15 protein-coding genes and 4 tRNA genes are annotated in these 14,971 nt (G+C 62.8%); 14 read left to right on the top strand and 5 right to left on the bottom strand.

Annotation, left to right across the window (positions count from 1 at the left end):
- Nucleotides 1–24 precede the first annotated feature (24 nt).
- Nucleotides 25–609, top strand: a complete 585-nt coding sequence (locus CH295_RS22970; protein ID WP_094742000.1) for a hypothetical protein — start codon at nucleotides 25–27, stop codon at nucleotides 607–609.
- On the top strand, nucleotides 606–2,042 hold the full coding sequence (locus tag CH295_RS27560) for a hypothetical protein (protein ID WP_141217073.1): 1,437 nt from the start codon (nucleotides 606–608) through the stop codon (nucleotides 2,040–2,042). The genes CH295_RS22970 and CH295_RS27560 overlap by 4 nt, the downstream gene beginning before the upstream one ends.
- Nucleotides 2,043–2,078: 36 nt before the next feature.
- Here the strand turns inward: CH295_RS27560 and CH295_RS22960 are convergent, their stop codons facing one another.
- Nucleotides 2,079–2,303 carry a hypothetical protein gene (locus CH295_RS22960; RefSeq protein WP_141217072.1) on the bottom strand — a complete coding sequence of 75 codons (225 nt, stop codon included), beginning with the start codon at nucleotides 2,301–2,303 and terminating at the stop codon, nucleotides 2,079–2,081.
- 121 nt (nucleotides 2,304–2,424) lie between these two features.
- On the opposite strand from CH295_RS22960, the gene CH295_RS22955 reads away from it, so the two are divergent.
- Nucleotides 2,425–3,303, top strand: a complete 879-nt coding sequence (locus tag CH295_RS22955) for a hypothetical protein (protein ID WP_141217071.1) — start codon at nucleotides 2,425–2,427, stop codon at nucleotides 3,301–3,303.
- Nucleotides 3,304–4,086: 783 nt separating this feature from the next.
- Here the strand turns inward: CH295_RS22955 and CH295_RS22945 are convergent.
- From CH295_RS22945 to CH295_RS22935, 3 genes are all read right to left on the bottom strand, one after another.
- Nucleotides 4,087–4,161, bottom strand: a tRNA-Val gene (locus tag CH295_RS22945).
- Between the two features lie 37 nt (nucleotides 4,162–4,198).
- Nucleotides 4,199–4,269, bottom strand: a tRNA-Cys gene (locus CH295_RS22940).
- A 17-nt stretch (nucleotides 4,270–4,286) separates the two neighbouring features.
- A tRNA-Gly gene (locus tag CH295_RS22935) sits at nucleotides 4,287–4,358 on the bottom strand.
- 243 nt (nucleotides 4,359–4,601) lie between these two features.
- On the opposite strand from CH295_RS22935, the gene CH295_RS22930 reads away from it, so the two are divergent.
- From CH295_RS22930 to pdxS, 9 genes are all read left to right on the top strand, one after another.
- Nucleotides 4,602–4,673 (top strand) — tRNA-Val (locus CH295_RS22930).
- A gap of 116 nt (nucleotides 4,674–4,789) precedes the next feature.
- On the top strand, nucleotides 4,790–5,191 hold the full coding sequence (locus CH295_RS22925) for a TIGR02611 family protein (RefSeq protein WP_037190070.1): 402 nt from the start codon (nucleotides 4,790–4,792) through the stop codon (nucleotides 5,189–5,191).
- Nucleotides 5,192–5,293: 102 nt separating this feature from the next.
- Nucleotides 5,294–7,354 (top strand): threonine--tRNA ligase, encoded by a 2,061-nt coding sequence (gene thrS / locus CH295_RS22920; RefSeq protein ID WP_037189438.1) that lies wholly within the window; start codon nucleotides 5,294–5,296, stop codon nucleotides 7,352–7,354.
- A gap of 2 nt (nucleotides 7,355–7,356) precedes the next feature.
- The gene (locus tag CH295_RS22915; protein WP_037189437.1) at nucleotides 7,357–7,899 is read left to right on the top strand and encodes an ATP adenylyltransferase; all 543 of its coding nucleotides are present in this window, start codon (nucleotides 7,357–7,359) and stop codon (nucleotides 7,897–7,899) included.
- Between the two features lie 25 nt (nucleotides 7,900–7,924).
- Nucleotides 7,925–8,608, top strand: a complete 684-nt coding sequence (pgsA, locus tag CH295_RS22910; RefSeq protein ID WP_094741995.1) for a phosphatidylinositol phosphate synthase — start codon at nucleotides 7,925–7,927, stop codon at nucleotides 8,606–8,608.
- Nucleotides 8,605–9,510 carry a phosphatidylinositol mannoside acyltransferase gene (locus tag CH295_RS22905; protein WP_037189435.1) on the top strand — a complete coding sequence of 302 codons (906 nt, stop codon included), beginning with the start codon at nucleotides 8,605–8,607 and terminating at the stop codon, nucleotides 9,508–9,510. The genes pgsA and CH295_RS22905 overlap by 4 nt, the downstream gene beginning before the upstream one ends.
- Entirely contained in the window at nucleotides 9,507–10,631 is a 1,125-nt protein-coding gene (locus CH295_RS22900; RefSeq protein ID WP_094741994.1) for a glycosyltransferase family 4 protein, read from the top strand. The genes CH295_RS22905 and CH295_RS22900 overlap by 4 nt, the downstream gene beginning before the upstream one ends.
- On the top strand, nucleotides 10,631–11,656 hold the full coding sequence (locus CH295_RS22895; protein WP_094741993.1) for an NUDIX hydrolase: 1,026 nt from the start codon (nucleotides 10,631–10,633) through the stop codon (nucleotides 11,654–11,656). Before CH295_RS22900 ends, CH295_RS22895 begins: the two co-directional genes overlap by 1 nt.
- 184 nt (nucleotides 11,657–11,840) lie before the next feature.
- Complete coding sequence (pdxS, locus tag CH295_RS22890) at nucleotides 11,841–12,782, top strand: pyridoxal 5'-phosphate synthase lyase subunit PdxS (RefSeq protein ID WP_082323586.1); 942 nt, start codon at nucleotides 11,841–11,843, stop codon at nucleotides 12,780–12,782.
- Between the two features lie 10 nt (nucleotides 12,783–12,792).
- On the opposite strand, the gene CH295_RS22885 is transcribed toward pdxS, so the two are convergent.
- Nucleotides 12,793–13,443 carry a nucleoside/nucleotide kinase family protein gene (locus CH295_RS22885; RefSeq protein ID WP_252342149.1) on the bottom strand — a complete coding sequence of 217 codons (651 nt, stop codon included), beginning with the start codon at nucleotides 13,441–13,443 and terminating at the stop codon, nucleotides 12,793–12,795.
- 41 nt (nucleotides 13,444–13,484) lie between these two features.
- Between CH295_RS22885 and CH295_RS22880 the strand changes: the two genes are divergently transcribed.
- On the top strand, nucleotides 13,485–14,336 hold the full coding sequence (locus CH295_RS22880; RefSeq protein WP_037189431.1) for an acyl-CoA thioesterase: 852 nt from the start codon (nucleotides 13,485–13,487) through the stop codon (nucleotides 14,334–14,336).
- The gene (pdxT, locus tag CH295_RS22875) at nucleotides 14,333–14,935 is read left to right on the top strand and encodes a pyridoxal 5'-phosphate synthase glutaminase subunit PdxT (RefSeq protein ID WP_094741992.1); all 603 of its coding nucleotides are present in this window, start codon (nucleotides 14,333–14,335) and stop codon (nucleotides 14,933–14,935) included. The genes CH295_RS22880 and pdxT overlap by 4 nt, the downstream gene beginning before the upstream one ends.
- The last annotated feature ends 36 nt before the right edge of the window (nucleotides 14,936–14,971 follow it).

Below are 14,971 nucleotides of genomic sequence, written 5' to 3'. Positions count from 1 at the left end.
GAGGCCAACGATTACGATTCCCCAATGCCTGTAGATGCAGAGGAAGTCCAAGAGCTTGGACGAGTAGGGGTGGCAGCAGTGAAACGCTGGCTCGAAGCCACTACTTTCATCGAACTCAACTGGAACGTCTACGAAGACGCAGGTCAGTGCATTGCCCTGTGCCTTGACGGCTCGCGAAAAAAGTTCGACCTGGCCGGTTCATTCATCGGAAGCCGCCGGTCGCCCGTGGTAGTCGAGAGCAAGAGATACTCGTCCCCAGGGAATCAGCACAAATACTTTAAAGAATTCTTAGCTACTGCCTACAGCTCGACAGTTCACGAATCTGAGCTTCGTGGATCAGACATTAAGCGCGAGTATCTATGGGTCACATCCCACCCGTTTCAGATTAGTGAGTGGCCCGAACTGACTACGGAAGAGAAAATTCGCTCGGCTCTTGAAGAATACTCTGATCTCCTTGACGGTCGAGAAATTGATTCGAAGATGCTGAGGCGAGTCTCTGAGCGGATATGGATCCTAGTTTGGCACGAAAAACAGGAGGACATCTCGCTTACCCACGAAGAACTAATGACAGTGCTGGCAACCTTGAACCGGAAGGCACCGACCCTATGAGCACCTTTGTGAATGAACTTGCCTATGCGCGTTCGGCCGAGGATCCGGATTCATACATCGCCGGCGTTAAAGCTGCGGTAAGGCGAGAATTTCAGAGAATAGATAATACTGCTAAGTTGGACGATACCGAATATTTTAACCATTCCGCTGTTCCGGACTTCGTAATCAAGTGGCCAGACAAGACGGAAAGGCGGCTTTATCTCAGAAATTCATATGAATCTATTGTTGCCGCCAATGATGCAGTGAGATTTAACGCCGTTCGTCCAGTTGTTTTAGCGCTCAATTCAAATCCGGCCGAAAACCGCGTAGAAGAGGAGATGCGTGAGCAGTCATCGGCAGCGCCTGAGACGTTAGTAGCCGACGCGCAATCCTTTGATGCCGTTTCGATTGACGACGATGAGGTCGTTTCCGAATCCCCCCTTGCTGGGCTTATTCGATCTAATCTGGCCCGCGGTGGTCGAGGTCTGCTGACTACTTCGCGTGTCAGTGAGCTACTCTCGCTAGGAACATCATCCACTGACGACAGTGATCTCACCTATGTGGAAAAGCTTTCCGAAAGTTTCCTTCCTGAGTCGGTTGCGCGGATAACGCGAACTGCACGTCTTGTTGAATTGGCCCTTGGCGACGACTTTTCAGAATTGGAACGCCTCAGCCAAGAAGACTCGAAACTCGATGCGTCAGAGATTCGAAAAATGATTCCCTGGCTGATTGAAAATGAAGGAGTTACCCGCAATATATCCTTCTGGCGATATGTCGGTTCGATGGTTGATTTCATGGACGTGGTGTCCTTAAAAGAAGCACTTGGCGGTCTGGACTTGACGCCACTGGTCAGTGCCAATATGGGTAAATGGGCTGGAAAGCGCGCGTATATTGGGCTTGAAAACATTCCGTCTGACAACGCGACTGAGCAAGAGGCTAGAGTTCGTGCCGATGGCGTTTGGTCTATCCTCGGATCGACTCTGGGTGTCAATTTTGGAGGCTCGCGATTGCACCTTGCTCCGTCTGGAGCGACGTTGCGTGGTCGCGACAAGAAGTCCGCTGTTCTGTGGCCAGATCTTGAGGAAGCCCTTGACGGTTTCGACGTCTTGTCCGTCAGTTTGACGGGTATCTCGCGGTCGATAAGCGTAAATGCGGAAGAGAGTCGAGATGTGTCCGAGGACGTCGAAAGCATCGCTCGTTCGGTAGACGACACGTACTACGTTCGCAGCTTGGGTTTGGGATTTCCTGCTGCCGACGCAGAGGATGAGATTGCTGACGTCAAGGTTAACTTCGACGGTCAGATCGTTGCTGCAGATCGTTCGGTGGCGCTCGCAGACTTGGCTTCGGTTGCCCTGAAGGTGCTCCGATACCGCGACCCCGTGGAAGAATCGGTTGTCAATGTTCTGACTGGCTCCAGCGATGTACCGTTGGAGGGCTCAGGTGTTGAGGGGTAGCGCGTAGTTGCCAATGACGGCTAGGGGACTGGAACGCTACTGATCAGGCGCGAGTGCCCATTCTGTCGGTGACACCTGTACCCAGTTCTCGGGATCGGCTGTGGTCAGCACGTGCTCGGGTACGCCGAGCGTCCGACCTAGGGCCGTAGCGTCGTCGTGGTACGGGATCGTTCGGTCCAGTTGGCCCTGCAGATCCCGGATGCCCGATTTTCTCCCGGCCTCGTCCACCGTCAGGCCGGCGGCGTCACACTTCTCGGTCACGACTCGTTTGTTCCACATGACCATCAGTCAACGCCGGTCGGCGTCGGATCGGCGTCGTTCGAGTGAATGAACGTGGGCTGGGTCGCCGGGTTTGTCGCACTCGCCTGGCACACTGCCGCCCATGGCACTCACAGACCCACCGCCCCGAACTCTAAATGCCGTGGATGCGCAGCTTCGCGAGCGTTTAGAAGCGCTCCTGTCCGTGATCGACGGTGCTGTGGAGCTGTTCGAGTCCCGGAACACACTCCGTGAGGGCTGCGACTTTGTCGCCGAATTCTGCCTATTTAAGAGTCGGACGCCGTACGAGACTGCCGTTCTGGTGTCGCTGAACGTTCTCGACCATGTGCGGTTTGTCGCGAAGGCCGTACTGTCCGGGGACCGACTGACCGCCTTCGCCCCGTTTTCGATCGTTCGTTCGGCGCTGACCGGGGCCACACTGGCGGCATGGATATTGGACGAGAATCCGAACGAGCGGCGAAGGCGCACGCTGACGATCACACATCACGAGCTGAAGAATCAGCGCAACGCGTTTCGCGGCCTAGCTGATGCTCCGGAGCGTCCCAATACGGAGGCCAACGTGTACTACAACACGCGACGTGAACAGGCTCGCAATCAAATCGCGAAGGTGAATGCGCAGATTGCGGAAGTAAGGACGGACGCAGCGGCCTTCGGGTTCGACTTTGACGAAATTAAGCGGAAGCCGTACGACACCGACATCGTCGAGATCGGCGCGGCTGTGATATCGCCTGATCTGCCCTATTACGAGGACTTTGGTAAGCAGTACGAGGCCGTCCGAACCTGGCGAACATTGAGCGCCCATGCGCACGGATTCAGTTGGGCCGCGGAGCTGACAACCGCAACGGCGAACCGGGCGGACGGCTCAAAGGTCCACGCGTTCGATCCTCAGGGCGAAGACCTGCTGCAGGGGATACAGGTCGTTTGGGACGTGTTTTACGGGGTAATGGATCGGTTCATCATTCTGGCGGGAGCACGCGAATAGCCGCAGAGTGGCTCTGCACTCTGCATCATGGTCAACGAACTTGGGCTAGTGGCGTGGGCCGCGGCAACTTCTCAGAAGGGTGTGGGTCACTTTGAATGCTTAGATTCCAGTCGTCGGAATCGTTCTTACGGCGTTCGGGGCATGGGCGGGGGATCTGGTTAGACAGTGGATCGGACGTCGTGACGTCCGAACGCTGTTGAAATCGGACTTAGACCTTTACACCAGCTTGGGGAACGAGTTTGAAAGCCGCTCGGATCTTGCGGCCAGCATCGAGGCAAGGGTCCGCGGCATATCCGCGTTGCCGCTTTCGGCTGAGTCCGAAACTGACCAGGTGCGGGCAAGAATCGGCAGGTTCCGGCGCTTTCAGTACGCTGGCTTTTCGCTCTACGTCTTGGGCACACTCGTTACCGCGTTGACTGTTGTCAGCCAGGTTGGACGGTCGACGGAGGAAATGAACGCAGCAAGTTTGGGTGTAGCCGGTGCTGGCCTAGTAGCAGCGGCGCTCGGGCTAGCGATTTACGTCCGAAGCGGAGCCGCACGCCGTCGTGCGGAAGTGGGACCGCCCGATTTGGTACGCATCTTCGAAGACGCTTTGAGGGACGACGATTCTTCGAATGGTGGCACCACTTAGAACAGTTACAACTGCACCTTCGACCTAGCTTGCGGTGAGGACGGTGCCTAAGTAGGGGCCATCGTGACCCACAGGCACGCCGAAGGATCTGGTACGTATCTGGCACAAAACAAATCAGGCCCCCTCGAAAGGGGGCCTGACTTGTCTTGCTGTGGTGCGCGATACTGGGATTGAACCAGTGACCTCTTCCGTGTCAGGGAAGCGCTCTCCCGCTGAGCTAATCGCGCGTGTCCTCGCATCGATCTTGCAACCGATGCACTAGCGAGGTGGAGACGGGAATCGAACCCGTGTGCACGGCTTTGCAGGCCGTTGCCTCACCACTCGGCCACTCCACCATGGGTCGAGACCCTCGAGCGGATGACGGGATTCGAACCCGCGACCCTCACCTTGGCAAGGTGATGCGCTACCACTGCGCCACATCCGCATACCCCGGAGGCGCTCACTGCTGGGCAGTTGTTGTCTCCGTGGTGCGGGGAAAACATTAACCCAACGGGAGTGAAACTCACAAATCTCGTGGTCAGGCATCGAATTCGGTAGATCGGCGCGTGTGAAAGGTGTGAAAGCAGAGGCCAGAGCAGCCCCGCGGAGGCAGTCCGTCGACTTGTTCGGCGATCGGACAGGCGATTCGGTTCGCCGCGGCACCTCGTGTTAATGTTTTGCCTCGTTCGGTCCCGTGGCTCAGTGGGAGAGCGTCCGCTTCACACGCGGAAGGTCGCTGGTTCGATCCCAGCCGGGACCACAGAAAAGAAGGCCCGCACCGCCAGTCGGTGCGGGCCTTCTTTCGTTCGAGGCCGGTAACCTGAGCCGGTGAGCACCGAACAGTCGAAGCCCCGGGCCGTCGCCGACCAGGGTCCGATGGACACAGCCAAGGTGAAGCACCGGCGTTTCCGGGCGCGCATCGCCGAGAACAAGTCCCTCGATCTCGCGTACCGAATAACGGTCGGCGTGGTCGGAACAGTCGTGTTGGTGCTGGGAGTACTCGCCATTCCGTACCCGGGGCCCGGCTGGCTGATCGTGTTCGCAGGCCTGGGCATCCTGGCCTCGGAATTCGCGTGGGCCAAGAGTGCGCTGCGGTTCGTCCGCAAGAGATACGACGCCTTCATGGCGTGGTTCTCGAAGCAGTCCATGTTCGTGAAGGGTCTCGGCGTGCTGTTCACCACCGTCGTCGTGCTGGCAACACTGTGGTTGCTGGGCACGTTCGCGTTGGTCGGGGGCTGGATCGGGCTCGACTGGACGTGGCTCGAAAGCCCGATCTGACGTCACTCGTCGCGCTGAGGCCAATCGAGTGGACTGTTGCCGATAGGCTGTCGGAGGCCTTCCTGGCCAGAAGAACCGATCGAGGAGTACATCGCTGTGAGCATGCCCGTTGTCGCCGCTGTTTCGCCCGCCCGCATCATGGTGCCGGCCGGAACCACGGCAGGTACGGCGCTCCGCGACACCGGCCTGCCGAACAAGGGACCCGACGCGATCGTCGTCGTGCGCGATCCCGACGGCAAGCTCCGTGACCTGTCCTGGGCACCGGAGGACGACACCGAGGCCGAGCCCGTTCCGGCGAACACCGAGGACGGACGAAGCGTCATCAGGCACTCGGCTGCGCACGTGCTTGCGCAGGCCGTTCAAGAGCTCTTCCCCGACGCCAAGCTGGGCATCGGACCGTTCATCAAGGACGGCTTCTACTACGACTTCGACGTGAAGCAGCCATTCACTCCCGAGGATCTGACGGCACTCGAGAAGAAGATGAAGCAGATCGTCAAAGCCGGACAGCGTTTCTCGCGTCGGGTGTACGAGTCGGTGGAGCAGGCCCGCGAGGAGTTGGCGAACGAGCCGTACAAGCTCGAACTGATCGACGACAAGTCCGGCATCGACGATCCCGAGGTCATGGAGGTCGGTGGGGGAGAGCTGACCGCCTACGACAACCTCAATCCCCGGACCGGCGAGCGCATCTGGGGCGATCTGTGCCGCGGACCGCACATCCCCACCACCAAGTACGTGCCCGCGTTCAAGCTCACCCGCAGTTCGGCTGCGTACTGGCGCGGCAATCAGGACAACGCCGGACTGCAGCGCATCTACGGAACTGCGTGGGAGTCCGCCGAAGCACTCGACGCTCATCTCGAACTGCTGGCGGAGGCGGAACGTCGCGATCACCGCAAGCTCGGATCCGAGCTGGACCTGTTCAGCTTCCCCGACGAACTGGGCTCCGGTCTGCCGGTGTTCCATCCCAAGGGTGGCGTGATCCGCAACGAGCTGGAGAACTACTCGCGCCAGCGGCACATCGAAGAGGGCTACGAGTTCGTCAACACCCCGCACATCACCAAGGGCCATCTCTACGAGGTCTCCGGTCACCTCGACTGGTACCGGGACGGCATGTTCCCGGCGATGCACCTGGACGCCGAACTCGACGAGAACGGCGACGTGCGCAAGCCCGGCCAGGATTACTACCTCAAGCCGATGAACTGCCCGATGCACAACCTGATCTTCCGTTCCCGCGGCCGCTCGTACCGTGAACTACCGTTGCGCCTGTTCGAGTTCGGCTCGGTCTACCGCTACGAGAAGTCCGGCGTTATCCACGGTCTGACCCGCGTGCGCGGCATGACCCAGGACGACGCACACATTTTCTGCACCCGTGAGCAGATGCGCGGCGAGCTCACCAGCACCCTCGAATTCGTTCTCGGGCTGCTCAAGGACTACGGCCTCGACGATTTCTACCTCGAACTCTCCACTCGCAACCCGGAGAAGTCGGTCGGTAGCGACGAGGTCTGGGAAGAAGCGACCAACACCCTCGCCGAGGTAGCGGCGGCGTCGGGCCTGAACCTGGTGCCCGATCCGGGTGGTGCCGCGTTCTACGGACCGAAGATCTCGGTGCAGGCCAAGGATGCTCTGGGGCGCACCTGGCAGATGTCGACCATTCAGCTCGACTTCAACCTGCCCGAACGCTTCGAGCTCGAATACACCGGCTCGGGCGGAACCAAGGAACGCCCGGTGATGATTCACCGCGCGCTGTTCGGTTCCATCGAACGCTTCTTCGGAGTGCTCACCGAGCATTACGCGGGCGCCTTCCCGGCCTGGCTCGCTCCGGTCCAGGTCGTCGGAATCCCGGTTGCCGAGGTCTACCAGGACCATTTGTTCGCGGTGGTGAACGAGCTCAAGAAGCGCGGAGTGCGCGCCGAGGTCGATGCCAGTGACGACCGGATGCAGAAGAAGATCTTCAACCAGACCGCCCAGAAGGTCCCCTTCATGCTGCTCGCCGGCGAACGGGACGTCGAAGCCGGTGCCGTGAGCTTCCGATTCCGGGACGGCACTCAGGTCAACGGCGTCCCCGTGGCACAGGCCATCACTGTCGTCACCGACTGGATCTCCCAGCGCAACAACGCATCACCGACCGCCGAGCTCGTGCAGACCGAACCCGCAGGAGTGAGCTGATCATGTCGGAACAGGACGAGTCGATCGTCGTCACCGGAGCCGGTGAGCCCGATCGGCTGCAGCGACTGTGGACACCGCACCGGATGTCCTACATCGCCGAGGCTCCCCAGGGGTCGGCGAAGTCGAACGAGCCCTTCACCGACATTCCGAAGATGAGCGACGAGGACGGTCTCGTCGTCGCACGAGGCGAGTCGGTGTACGCGGTCCTCAACCTGTACCCCTACAACCCCGGCCACGCGATGATCGTGCCGTATCGCCGCGTCGCAGCACTGGAAGATCTCACGCCCGCGGAGAGCGCCGAGTTGATGGCATTCACGCAGCAGATGATTCGCGTCATCAAGCGGGTGTCACGTCCGCACGGTTTCAACGTGGGACTCAACCTCGGCGCAGCCGCGGGCGGGTCGTTGGCCGAGCACCTGCATCAGCACATCGTGCCCCGGTGGGGCGGCGACGCGAACTTCATCACCGTGATCAGCGGCGCCAAAGTCATGCCGCAGTTGCTCCGCGACACTCGGGCCCTGCTCGCGTCGGCCTGGAACGAATGAACCACAGGCGAGAGGAGCACGCGCCGTGCTGAGCATTTTCGGCCGTGCGCCGGTCTCGAAGGTGACCGCCCCGCTCGGGCGTGCCCTCAACAGCACCGGGCTGACCCCCAACTCCGTGACGATCATCGGCACCGTCGTCACCATCACGGCCGCGGTCACGATGTACCCCGCCGGCTACCTGTGGTGGGGTTCGGTCGTCATCACCCTGTTCGTGTTGTTCGACATGCTCGACGGTGCCATGGCGCGGGCTCGGGGCGGTGGCACGAAGTACGGTGCCGTCCTCGATGCGACGTGCGATCGAGTGGCCGACGGTGCGATCTTCGGCGGCCTGGCCTGGTGGGCGGTGTACTCCGAGCAGGACAAGCTACTGCTCGTTGCCACTCTGATCTGCCTGGTCACCTCCCAGGTGATCTCCTACGCCAAGGCGCGCGCCGAGGCCAGCGGACTCTCGGCGGACGGGGGTTGGATAGAACGCCCGGATCGCTTGGTCATCGTTCTCGTCGGTGCCGGATTCACCGGCGTCGGACGGCATTTCGACATCCCGTGGCTGGACAGCGTGATCTACCCGGCGATGTGGATTCTCGCCGCCCTGAGCATCGTGACCGTGTTCCAGCGCGTTCTGGCAGTCCGTGGATCCGAGGGTGCTCGCGACATCATCGTGCCTCCGGTGGCACCGGTATCCGACGACGGCGACGTGGCCGCGTCGTGAACGTCTCGGAAAGAGCCAGCGACCTCGGGTACGCAGCCGGGTGGCGACTTGTCCGATCGCTGCCCGAGGGTGTGGCGAGAAGTCTCTTCGATCGAGGCGCGGATTTTGCGTCAACCCGAAACGGTGGACCGGACCAATTGCGCCGCAATCTCGCTCGTGTCCTCGGGACCACTCCAGCCGAGGTGCCCGACGAGCTGATACGCGACAGTGTTCGCTCCTACGCCCGGTACTGGCGTGAGGCGTTTCGGTTGCCGTCGATGGATCTGGCTGCGCAGGCCGCCGTCATCGATCGGTGCGTGAACGGCAAGGAACATCTCGAGGGTGCGCTCGCAGCCGGTAAGGGAGTGGTGCTGGCGCTGCCGCACAGCGGCAACTGGGACATGGCCGGAATGTGGCTGGTGCGCACGCACGGTGGGCTCTCGACCGTTGCCGAACGGCTGAAGCCGGAGTCCCTGTACCAGCGATTCGTCGCCTATCGGGAGAGCCTGGGCTTCGAGATCTTTCCACTCAGCGGCGGTGAGCAGCCGCCTCTTCTCGCGCTGTCCGAAAGGCTGCGCCAGAACAAGGTCGTCTGCCTGCTCGGCGAGCGAGACCTCGCCAAGCACGGAGTACCGGTCACCTTCTTCGGCGAACCGACCCGGATGCCCGCGGGCGCCGCGAAACTCGCGATCGACACCGGAGCGACTTTGCTGCCGGTGCACGGCTATTTCGACGGCGACGGCTGGGGCTTCGACATCTCGCCCGCCGTGGACGTCTCGGCCGGAGTCGGGCCCGCCACCCAGACGTTGGCCGACCATTTCGCTGCCGGAATCCGAGCCCATCCGGCGGACTGGCACATGCTGCAACCCCTGTGGATGAGCGACTGGTCGGCCGAGCGACGCGCCCGAATCGAGGGCGCGTGAAGATCGGCATGGTGTGCCCGTACTCGTTCGACGTTCCCGGTGGAGTGCAGGCGCACGTTCAGCAGTTGGCCGAGGTGTTCATCGAACGCGGACATCGCGTCAGTGTGCTGGCTCCGGCGTCGGAGGACGTCGAGTTGCCGGACTTCGTGGTGTCGGCGGGCGAGGCACTCGCCATTCCATACAACGGATCCGTCGCGCGCCTGCGATTCGGACCGGTCACTTATTCTCGAATCCGTAAGTGGATCTCCGACAACGATTTCGACGTCCTGCACATCCACGAACCGAACGCGCCGAGCCTGTCGATGTTGGCGCTCAAGGCCGCCGACGGCCCGATCGTGGCAACCTTCCACACCTCGACGACGAAGTCCTTGGTGCTCAGCACCTTTCAGGGTGTGCTCCGTCCGTACCACGAGAAGATCAGCGGCCGAATCGCCGTGTCCGAACTCGCCCGACGCTGGCAGGTCGAGGCCCTCGGCTCCGACGCCGTCGAGATCCCCAACGGAGTCGACGTGCCCGCGTTCGCCGATGCCCCTGTGCTGGAGGGCTATCCACGCGCCGGTCGCACGGTGCTCTTCCTCGGCCGTTTCGACGAACCGCGCAAGGGAATGGCCGTCCTGCTCGGTGCCCTTCCCACGCTCGTCGAATCCCATCCCGACATCGAGATCCTCATCGTCGGGCGCGGCGACGAGGACAAGCTACGTAAGGACGCAGGCGCACTCGCGTCGCACCTGACGTTCCTGGGGCAGGTGGACGACGCGACCAAGGCATCCGCGATGCGCAGCGCCGACGTCTACTGTGCACCCAACCTCGGCGGTGAGAGCTTCGGCATCGTCCTCGTCGAGGCCATGGCCGCCGGAACTCCGGTGGTGGCAAGCGAACTCGACGCATTCCGTCGAGTTCTGCGGGACGGCACCTGCGGGCTTCTGGTCCCGATCGACGATTCCGATGCCATTGCCGCCGCAGTGACCTCGGTCCTCTCCGACGACTCCGTTCGTGAGCGCCTGGTCGACGCCGCTTCGGTGGCCGTGGCCACCTACGACTGGCCCGTCGTTGCCGAGCAAATCCTGCGCGTCTACGAAACCGTCACCCTCGGGGGCCAGAAAGTGCGGGCGGCGAACTGATGACCCTCTCGGCGCTCACGATCCTGGTACTCGGGCTGGTCGCGGTACTGATCCTCGTCGTCGGCCTGTGGGCGTACGGAACGGCGAACCGACTCGACCGCCTCCACGTGCGCACCGACCTCGCCTGGCAGGCTCTCGACGCAGCACTCGCCCGCCGTGCCGTCGTCGCGCGAGCGGTGTCCGCTGCCACCCGAGACTCGGCCCCGTCGAGCAGAGAACTTGCCGCACTGGCCGACCGGGCCGAGCGCGTAGACCGGTCGCAGCGCGAAGAGGCCGAGAACGCGGTGTCCATGGCTCTGGCCGTCGTCGAACCGAACGCCTTGCCCCCGCAACTGGTGGCCGAACTCGCCGACGCCGAGGCCCGCGTGCTGATCGCACGGCGTTTTCACAACGATGCCGTTCGCGACACCCTGGCGCTGCGCGTCAGACGTCCGGTCCGCTGGTTGCACCTCGGCGGAACCGCGGCCCTGCCGTCGTATTTCGAGATCGCCGAGCGGTCTGCTGCCGCGGCGTTCGGCAGCGAGAACCGCGCCACTCCGAGAACGTCCGCGCGGGTGGTGCTGCTCGACGAGCGTGGCCGCGTCCTGCTGCTGCGCGGACACGATCCGACGGTTCCCGACACTTTCTTCTGGTTCACCATCGGTGGGGCAGTGGAGAAGGGCGAGTCGCTCCGCGAGGCTGCGGTGCGTGAGGTACACGAAGAGACCGGCCTGACCGTCGCCGCGTCCGATCTGCGCGGTCCGTTGTGGCGCCGGGTTGCGACGTTCCCGTTCAACGGAACCCTGATCCGCTCCGAGGAGCTGTTCTTCGCGCATCGAACGCAGGAGTTCGAGCCGCAGAGCGCCGGCTTCACCGACTTCGAGCGTCGCACCGTGACCGGCCACCAGTGGTGCACCGAGGCCGACATCCGTGCGCTGAGCGCCGTCGGCGAGAACGTCTATCCCCAGGACCTGGCCGAACTGCTCGACGAGGTCAACGTGGCTCTCGCTCGACGCGGCGATCCGGACGTGCGCGCTATCCGCTAGCAATCTGGACCCTTTTCGAGCAGTCCAGCAATCGTCAAGTGGTTATGGGAAACCGCCGCGTCGAGGCCTACAGTTCTGGGCGCGACTTCGCGCCGCGCGCAATCGTCCGCTCGTGCGCGGCCGGACGTGGTCGCACGTATCAATCCGGAGCACCGCGAACGGTGCCCAGAACACAGGAGTTGGCTTGAGTACCCCACACGCATCCACTACACCCGCTGGATCGGCCGAAGGCGGGTCGAGCGAGAACGGAATCGGCACCGCGCGCGTCAAGCGGGGCATGGCCGAGATGCTCAAGGGTGGCGTCATCATGGACGTGGTCACCGCCGATCAGGCCAAGATCGCCGAAGACGCCGGAGCAGTGGCCGTCATGGCACTCGAGCGCGTCCCCGCCGATATTCGCGCTCAGGGTGGGGTGTCGCGCATGAGCGATCCCGACATGATCGACAGCATCATCTCCTCGGTCAGCATCCCGGTGATGGCGAAGGCCCGCATCGGCCACTTCGTCGAAGCGCAGATCCTGCAGAGCCTCGGCGTCGACTACATCGACGAGTCCGAGGTGCTCACCCCGGCCGATTACGCCAACCACATCGACAAGTGGAACTTCACCGTTCCTTTCGTCTGTGGTGCCACCAACCTGGGTGAGGCACTGCGTCGAATCACCGAGGGCGCGGCCATGATTCGCTCCAAGGGCGAGGCCGGAACCGGCGACGTCTCGAACGCGACGACGCACATGCGCAAGATTCGCGACGAGATCCGTCGTCTCACCTCGCTTCCCGAGGACGAGCTGTACGTGGCGGCGAAAGAACTGCAGGCCCCGTACGACCTCGTCGTCGAGGTCGCCCGGGCCGGCAAACTGCCCGTCACACTGTTCACCGCCGGCGGCATCGCGACTCCCGCAGACGCAGCGATGATGATGCAGCTCGGTGCCGAGGGCGTGTTCGTCGGATCGGGAATCTTCAAGTCCGGCAACCCCAAGGAGCGCGCCGAGGCGATCGTCAAGGCCACGACGTTCTTCGACGACCCCGACGTGCTCGCCAAGGTCTCGCGCGGTCTCGGCGAGGCCATGGTCGGCATCAACGTCGACGATCTCCCCGTCGGACACCGTCTCGCCGAACGTGGCTGGTGACGATTTTACGTCAGTTGCGTTCGAGTGCCGGGCGGTCCGGATGGTCCCATCGGACCAGAAAATCCGGCCGCTCGGCCGAGGGGTCCAGGCTGTCGTAGTAGTCGATCAGTGGGGCGCACGTCCACTGATCGGCAGCGCTGGTTCTGCGGCGTAAAGCGCTCGCGGACAGGCGTAGATGCACCGACAGGTCGGCGTTCAATCCCCGTCCGAGCAGCATGGGTCCCGCGATCAGGACGATCTGATTCGCTGCCGCCGAGGCGCTGCGGGCCCGAGCCGAACGGTCGGCGGCCTCATCCCACAGTCGCGGTAGAAAGTGACCTCCGCCACCGGGCCGCAGTGGGACGATGACCTCTCGAACGAGGGCGTCGTAGTCGAACCACAGTGTGCGATAGCTCAATTCGTCGGTGCGCGAGTACTCGAATCGAATCGATGCAGGTCGGACGTAGTCGTGCAGGTCGACGACGGCAGCCGGACGGCCCCGTGAGCGGGCGTGTTCGGCTGTGCGCGTGGCGAAGTCGACCGGCCGCGCGGCATCCGCGCCGTCGATCACGATGATCGAGCGCGCCCCGTCCTGGCACGAATCGACGATCGACTCCACCAGAAGATCGGGAAATATCGGCACCGGTTGACCCACACCGACCATCTTGCCTGGTCCGTCCATTGTTAGCCTGAGCCGTTGTCACAGAAAGGTGGACACCAGCCATGGCCAGCATCGAGGACATTCTCGAATTGGAACGGATCGAGAACGACATCTATCGGGGACGGACTTTCCCGAGTCGGCTGCCCCGTACGTTCGGCGGTCAGGTGGCGGGCCAGGCGCTCGTCGCGGCGGTGCGCACAGTGGCACCCGAGTTTCGTGTGCACTCGCTGCACGGCTACTTCCTGCGTCCGGGAAATCCGAACGAACCGGCCGTGTTCATGGTCGACCGGATTCGCGACGGACGCTCGTTCTGCACGCGCCGCGTCACCGGAATTCAGCACGGCAAGGCGATCTTCACGATGTCTGCCTCGTTCCACGGCGACGACGACGGCATTTCGCATCAGGACGTCATGCCCGAGGTCGTGGGGCCGGACAGCCTGCCCGATCCCACCACCCTCGCCGAGTACGACCACTCGTACTACAAGGAGTGGTCGGAATGGGACATCCGCCTCATTCCTGATGACCAGACCGTCAAGCATCCCAGTTTCGCTGCGCAGCAACGTGTGTGGTTCCGCTACCGAGACACGTTGCCCGACGATCAGGTGTTCCACGTCTGCGCACTCGCCTACATGAGCGACATGACGCTGCTCGGATCGGCCAAGGTGCCACACCCGGACGCCGTCACGCAGACGGCCTCGCTCGATCACGCGCTGTGGTTCCTTCGTCCCTTCCGGGCAGACGAATGGTTGCTCTACGACCAGACGTCGCCCTCGGCCGATTTCGGGCGCGCACTGACCCAGGGGCGAATCTTCGACACGTCCGGACGGCTGGTTGCCGCGGTGGTGCAGGAAGGTCTCATGCGGTACGAGCGGGACCCCGACGCGCCCCATGTCGATCCCTTCGGGCGCAAGTGAACGCTCCGACCATCGGAGTTCTCGCACTGCAGGGCGACGTTCGCGAACATCTGGCTGCGCTCGAGTCGAGCGGCGCGCGCGGTGTCACGGTGCGTCGGCCCGCCGAGCTCGCGCAGATCGACGGACTGATCATCCCCGGCGGGGAATCGACGACCATGAGTAACCTGCTCGACGTGTTCGATCTCCTCGAACCGTTGCGCGCCCGGTTGGCCGACGGGCTGCCCGCTTACGGTTCGTGCGCGGGCATGATCCTGCTGGCGTCAGAGATTCTCGACACCAGGCCCGACGCCCGACATCTCGATTCCCTCGACATCACCGTGCGACGCAACGCTTTCGGCCGTCAGGTCGATTCCTTCGAGACCGACCTCGACGTCATCGGCATCGACGGTGGGCCGGTGCGGGCGGTGTTCATCCGCGCGCCCTGGGTGGAGCGGGTGGGCGAGCACGTCGAGGTGCTCGCCACGGTGCCGCACGGACCGGCCGCCGGACGCGTGGTGGCCGTTCGTCAGAACTCCGTTCTCGCGACGAGCTTTCACCCCGAGGTCACCGGCGACGATCGAGTACACGCACTCTTCGTCGACATGGTGCGAGGCCGCTAGAACCTTCGACGGTCGGTCGGTGCCGAGCGTGGAACC

The sequence above is a fragment of the Rhodococcus sp. 14-2483-1-2 genome, from assembly GCF_002259405.1.
Lineage (GTDB): Bacteria > Actinomycetota > Actinomycetes > Mycobacteriales > Mycobacteriaceae > Rhodococcoides.
This window is presented reverse-complemented; position numbering and strand designations above follow the sequence as displayed.

Coding starts and splice junctions, on each gene's coding strand:
- thrS (WP_037189438.1), top strand. CDS start 5,294: ATGCCCGTTGTCGCCGCTGTTTCGCCCGCCCGCATCATGGTGCCGGCC.
- CH295_RS22880 (WP_037189431.1), top strand. CDS start 13,485: ATGGCCAGCATCGAGGACATTCTCGAATTGGAACGGATCGAGAACGAC.
- CH295_RS22915 (WP_037189437.1), top strand. CDS start 7,357: ATGTCGGAACAGGACGAGTCGATCGTCGTCACCGGAGCCGGTGAGCCC.
- CH295_RS22885 (WP_252342149.1), bottom strand. CDS start 13,443: ATGGACGGACCAGGCAAGATGGTCGGTGTGGGTCAACCGGTGCCGATA.
- CH295_RS22895 (WP_094741993.1), top strand. CDS start 10,631: ATGACCCTCTCGGCGCTCACGATCCTGGTACTCGGGCTGGTCGCGGTA.
- CH295_RS22925 (WP_037190070.1), top strand. CDS start 4,790: ATGGACACAGCCAAGGTGAAGCACCGGCGTTTCCGGGCGCGCATCGCC.
- CH295_RS22955 (WP_141217071.1), top strand. CDS start 2,425: ATGGCACTCACAGACCCACCGCCCCGAACTCTAAATGCCGTGGATGCG.
- CH295_RS22970 (WP_094742000.1), top strand. CDS start 25: ATGCCTGTAGATGCAGAGGAAGTCCAAGAGCTTGGACGAGTAGGGGTG.
- CH295_RS27560 (WP_141217073.1), top strand. CDS start 606: ATGAGCACCTTTGTGAATGAACTTGCCTATGCGCGTTCGGCCGAGGAT.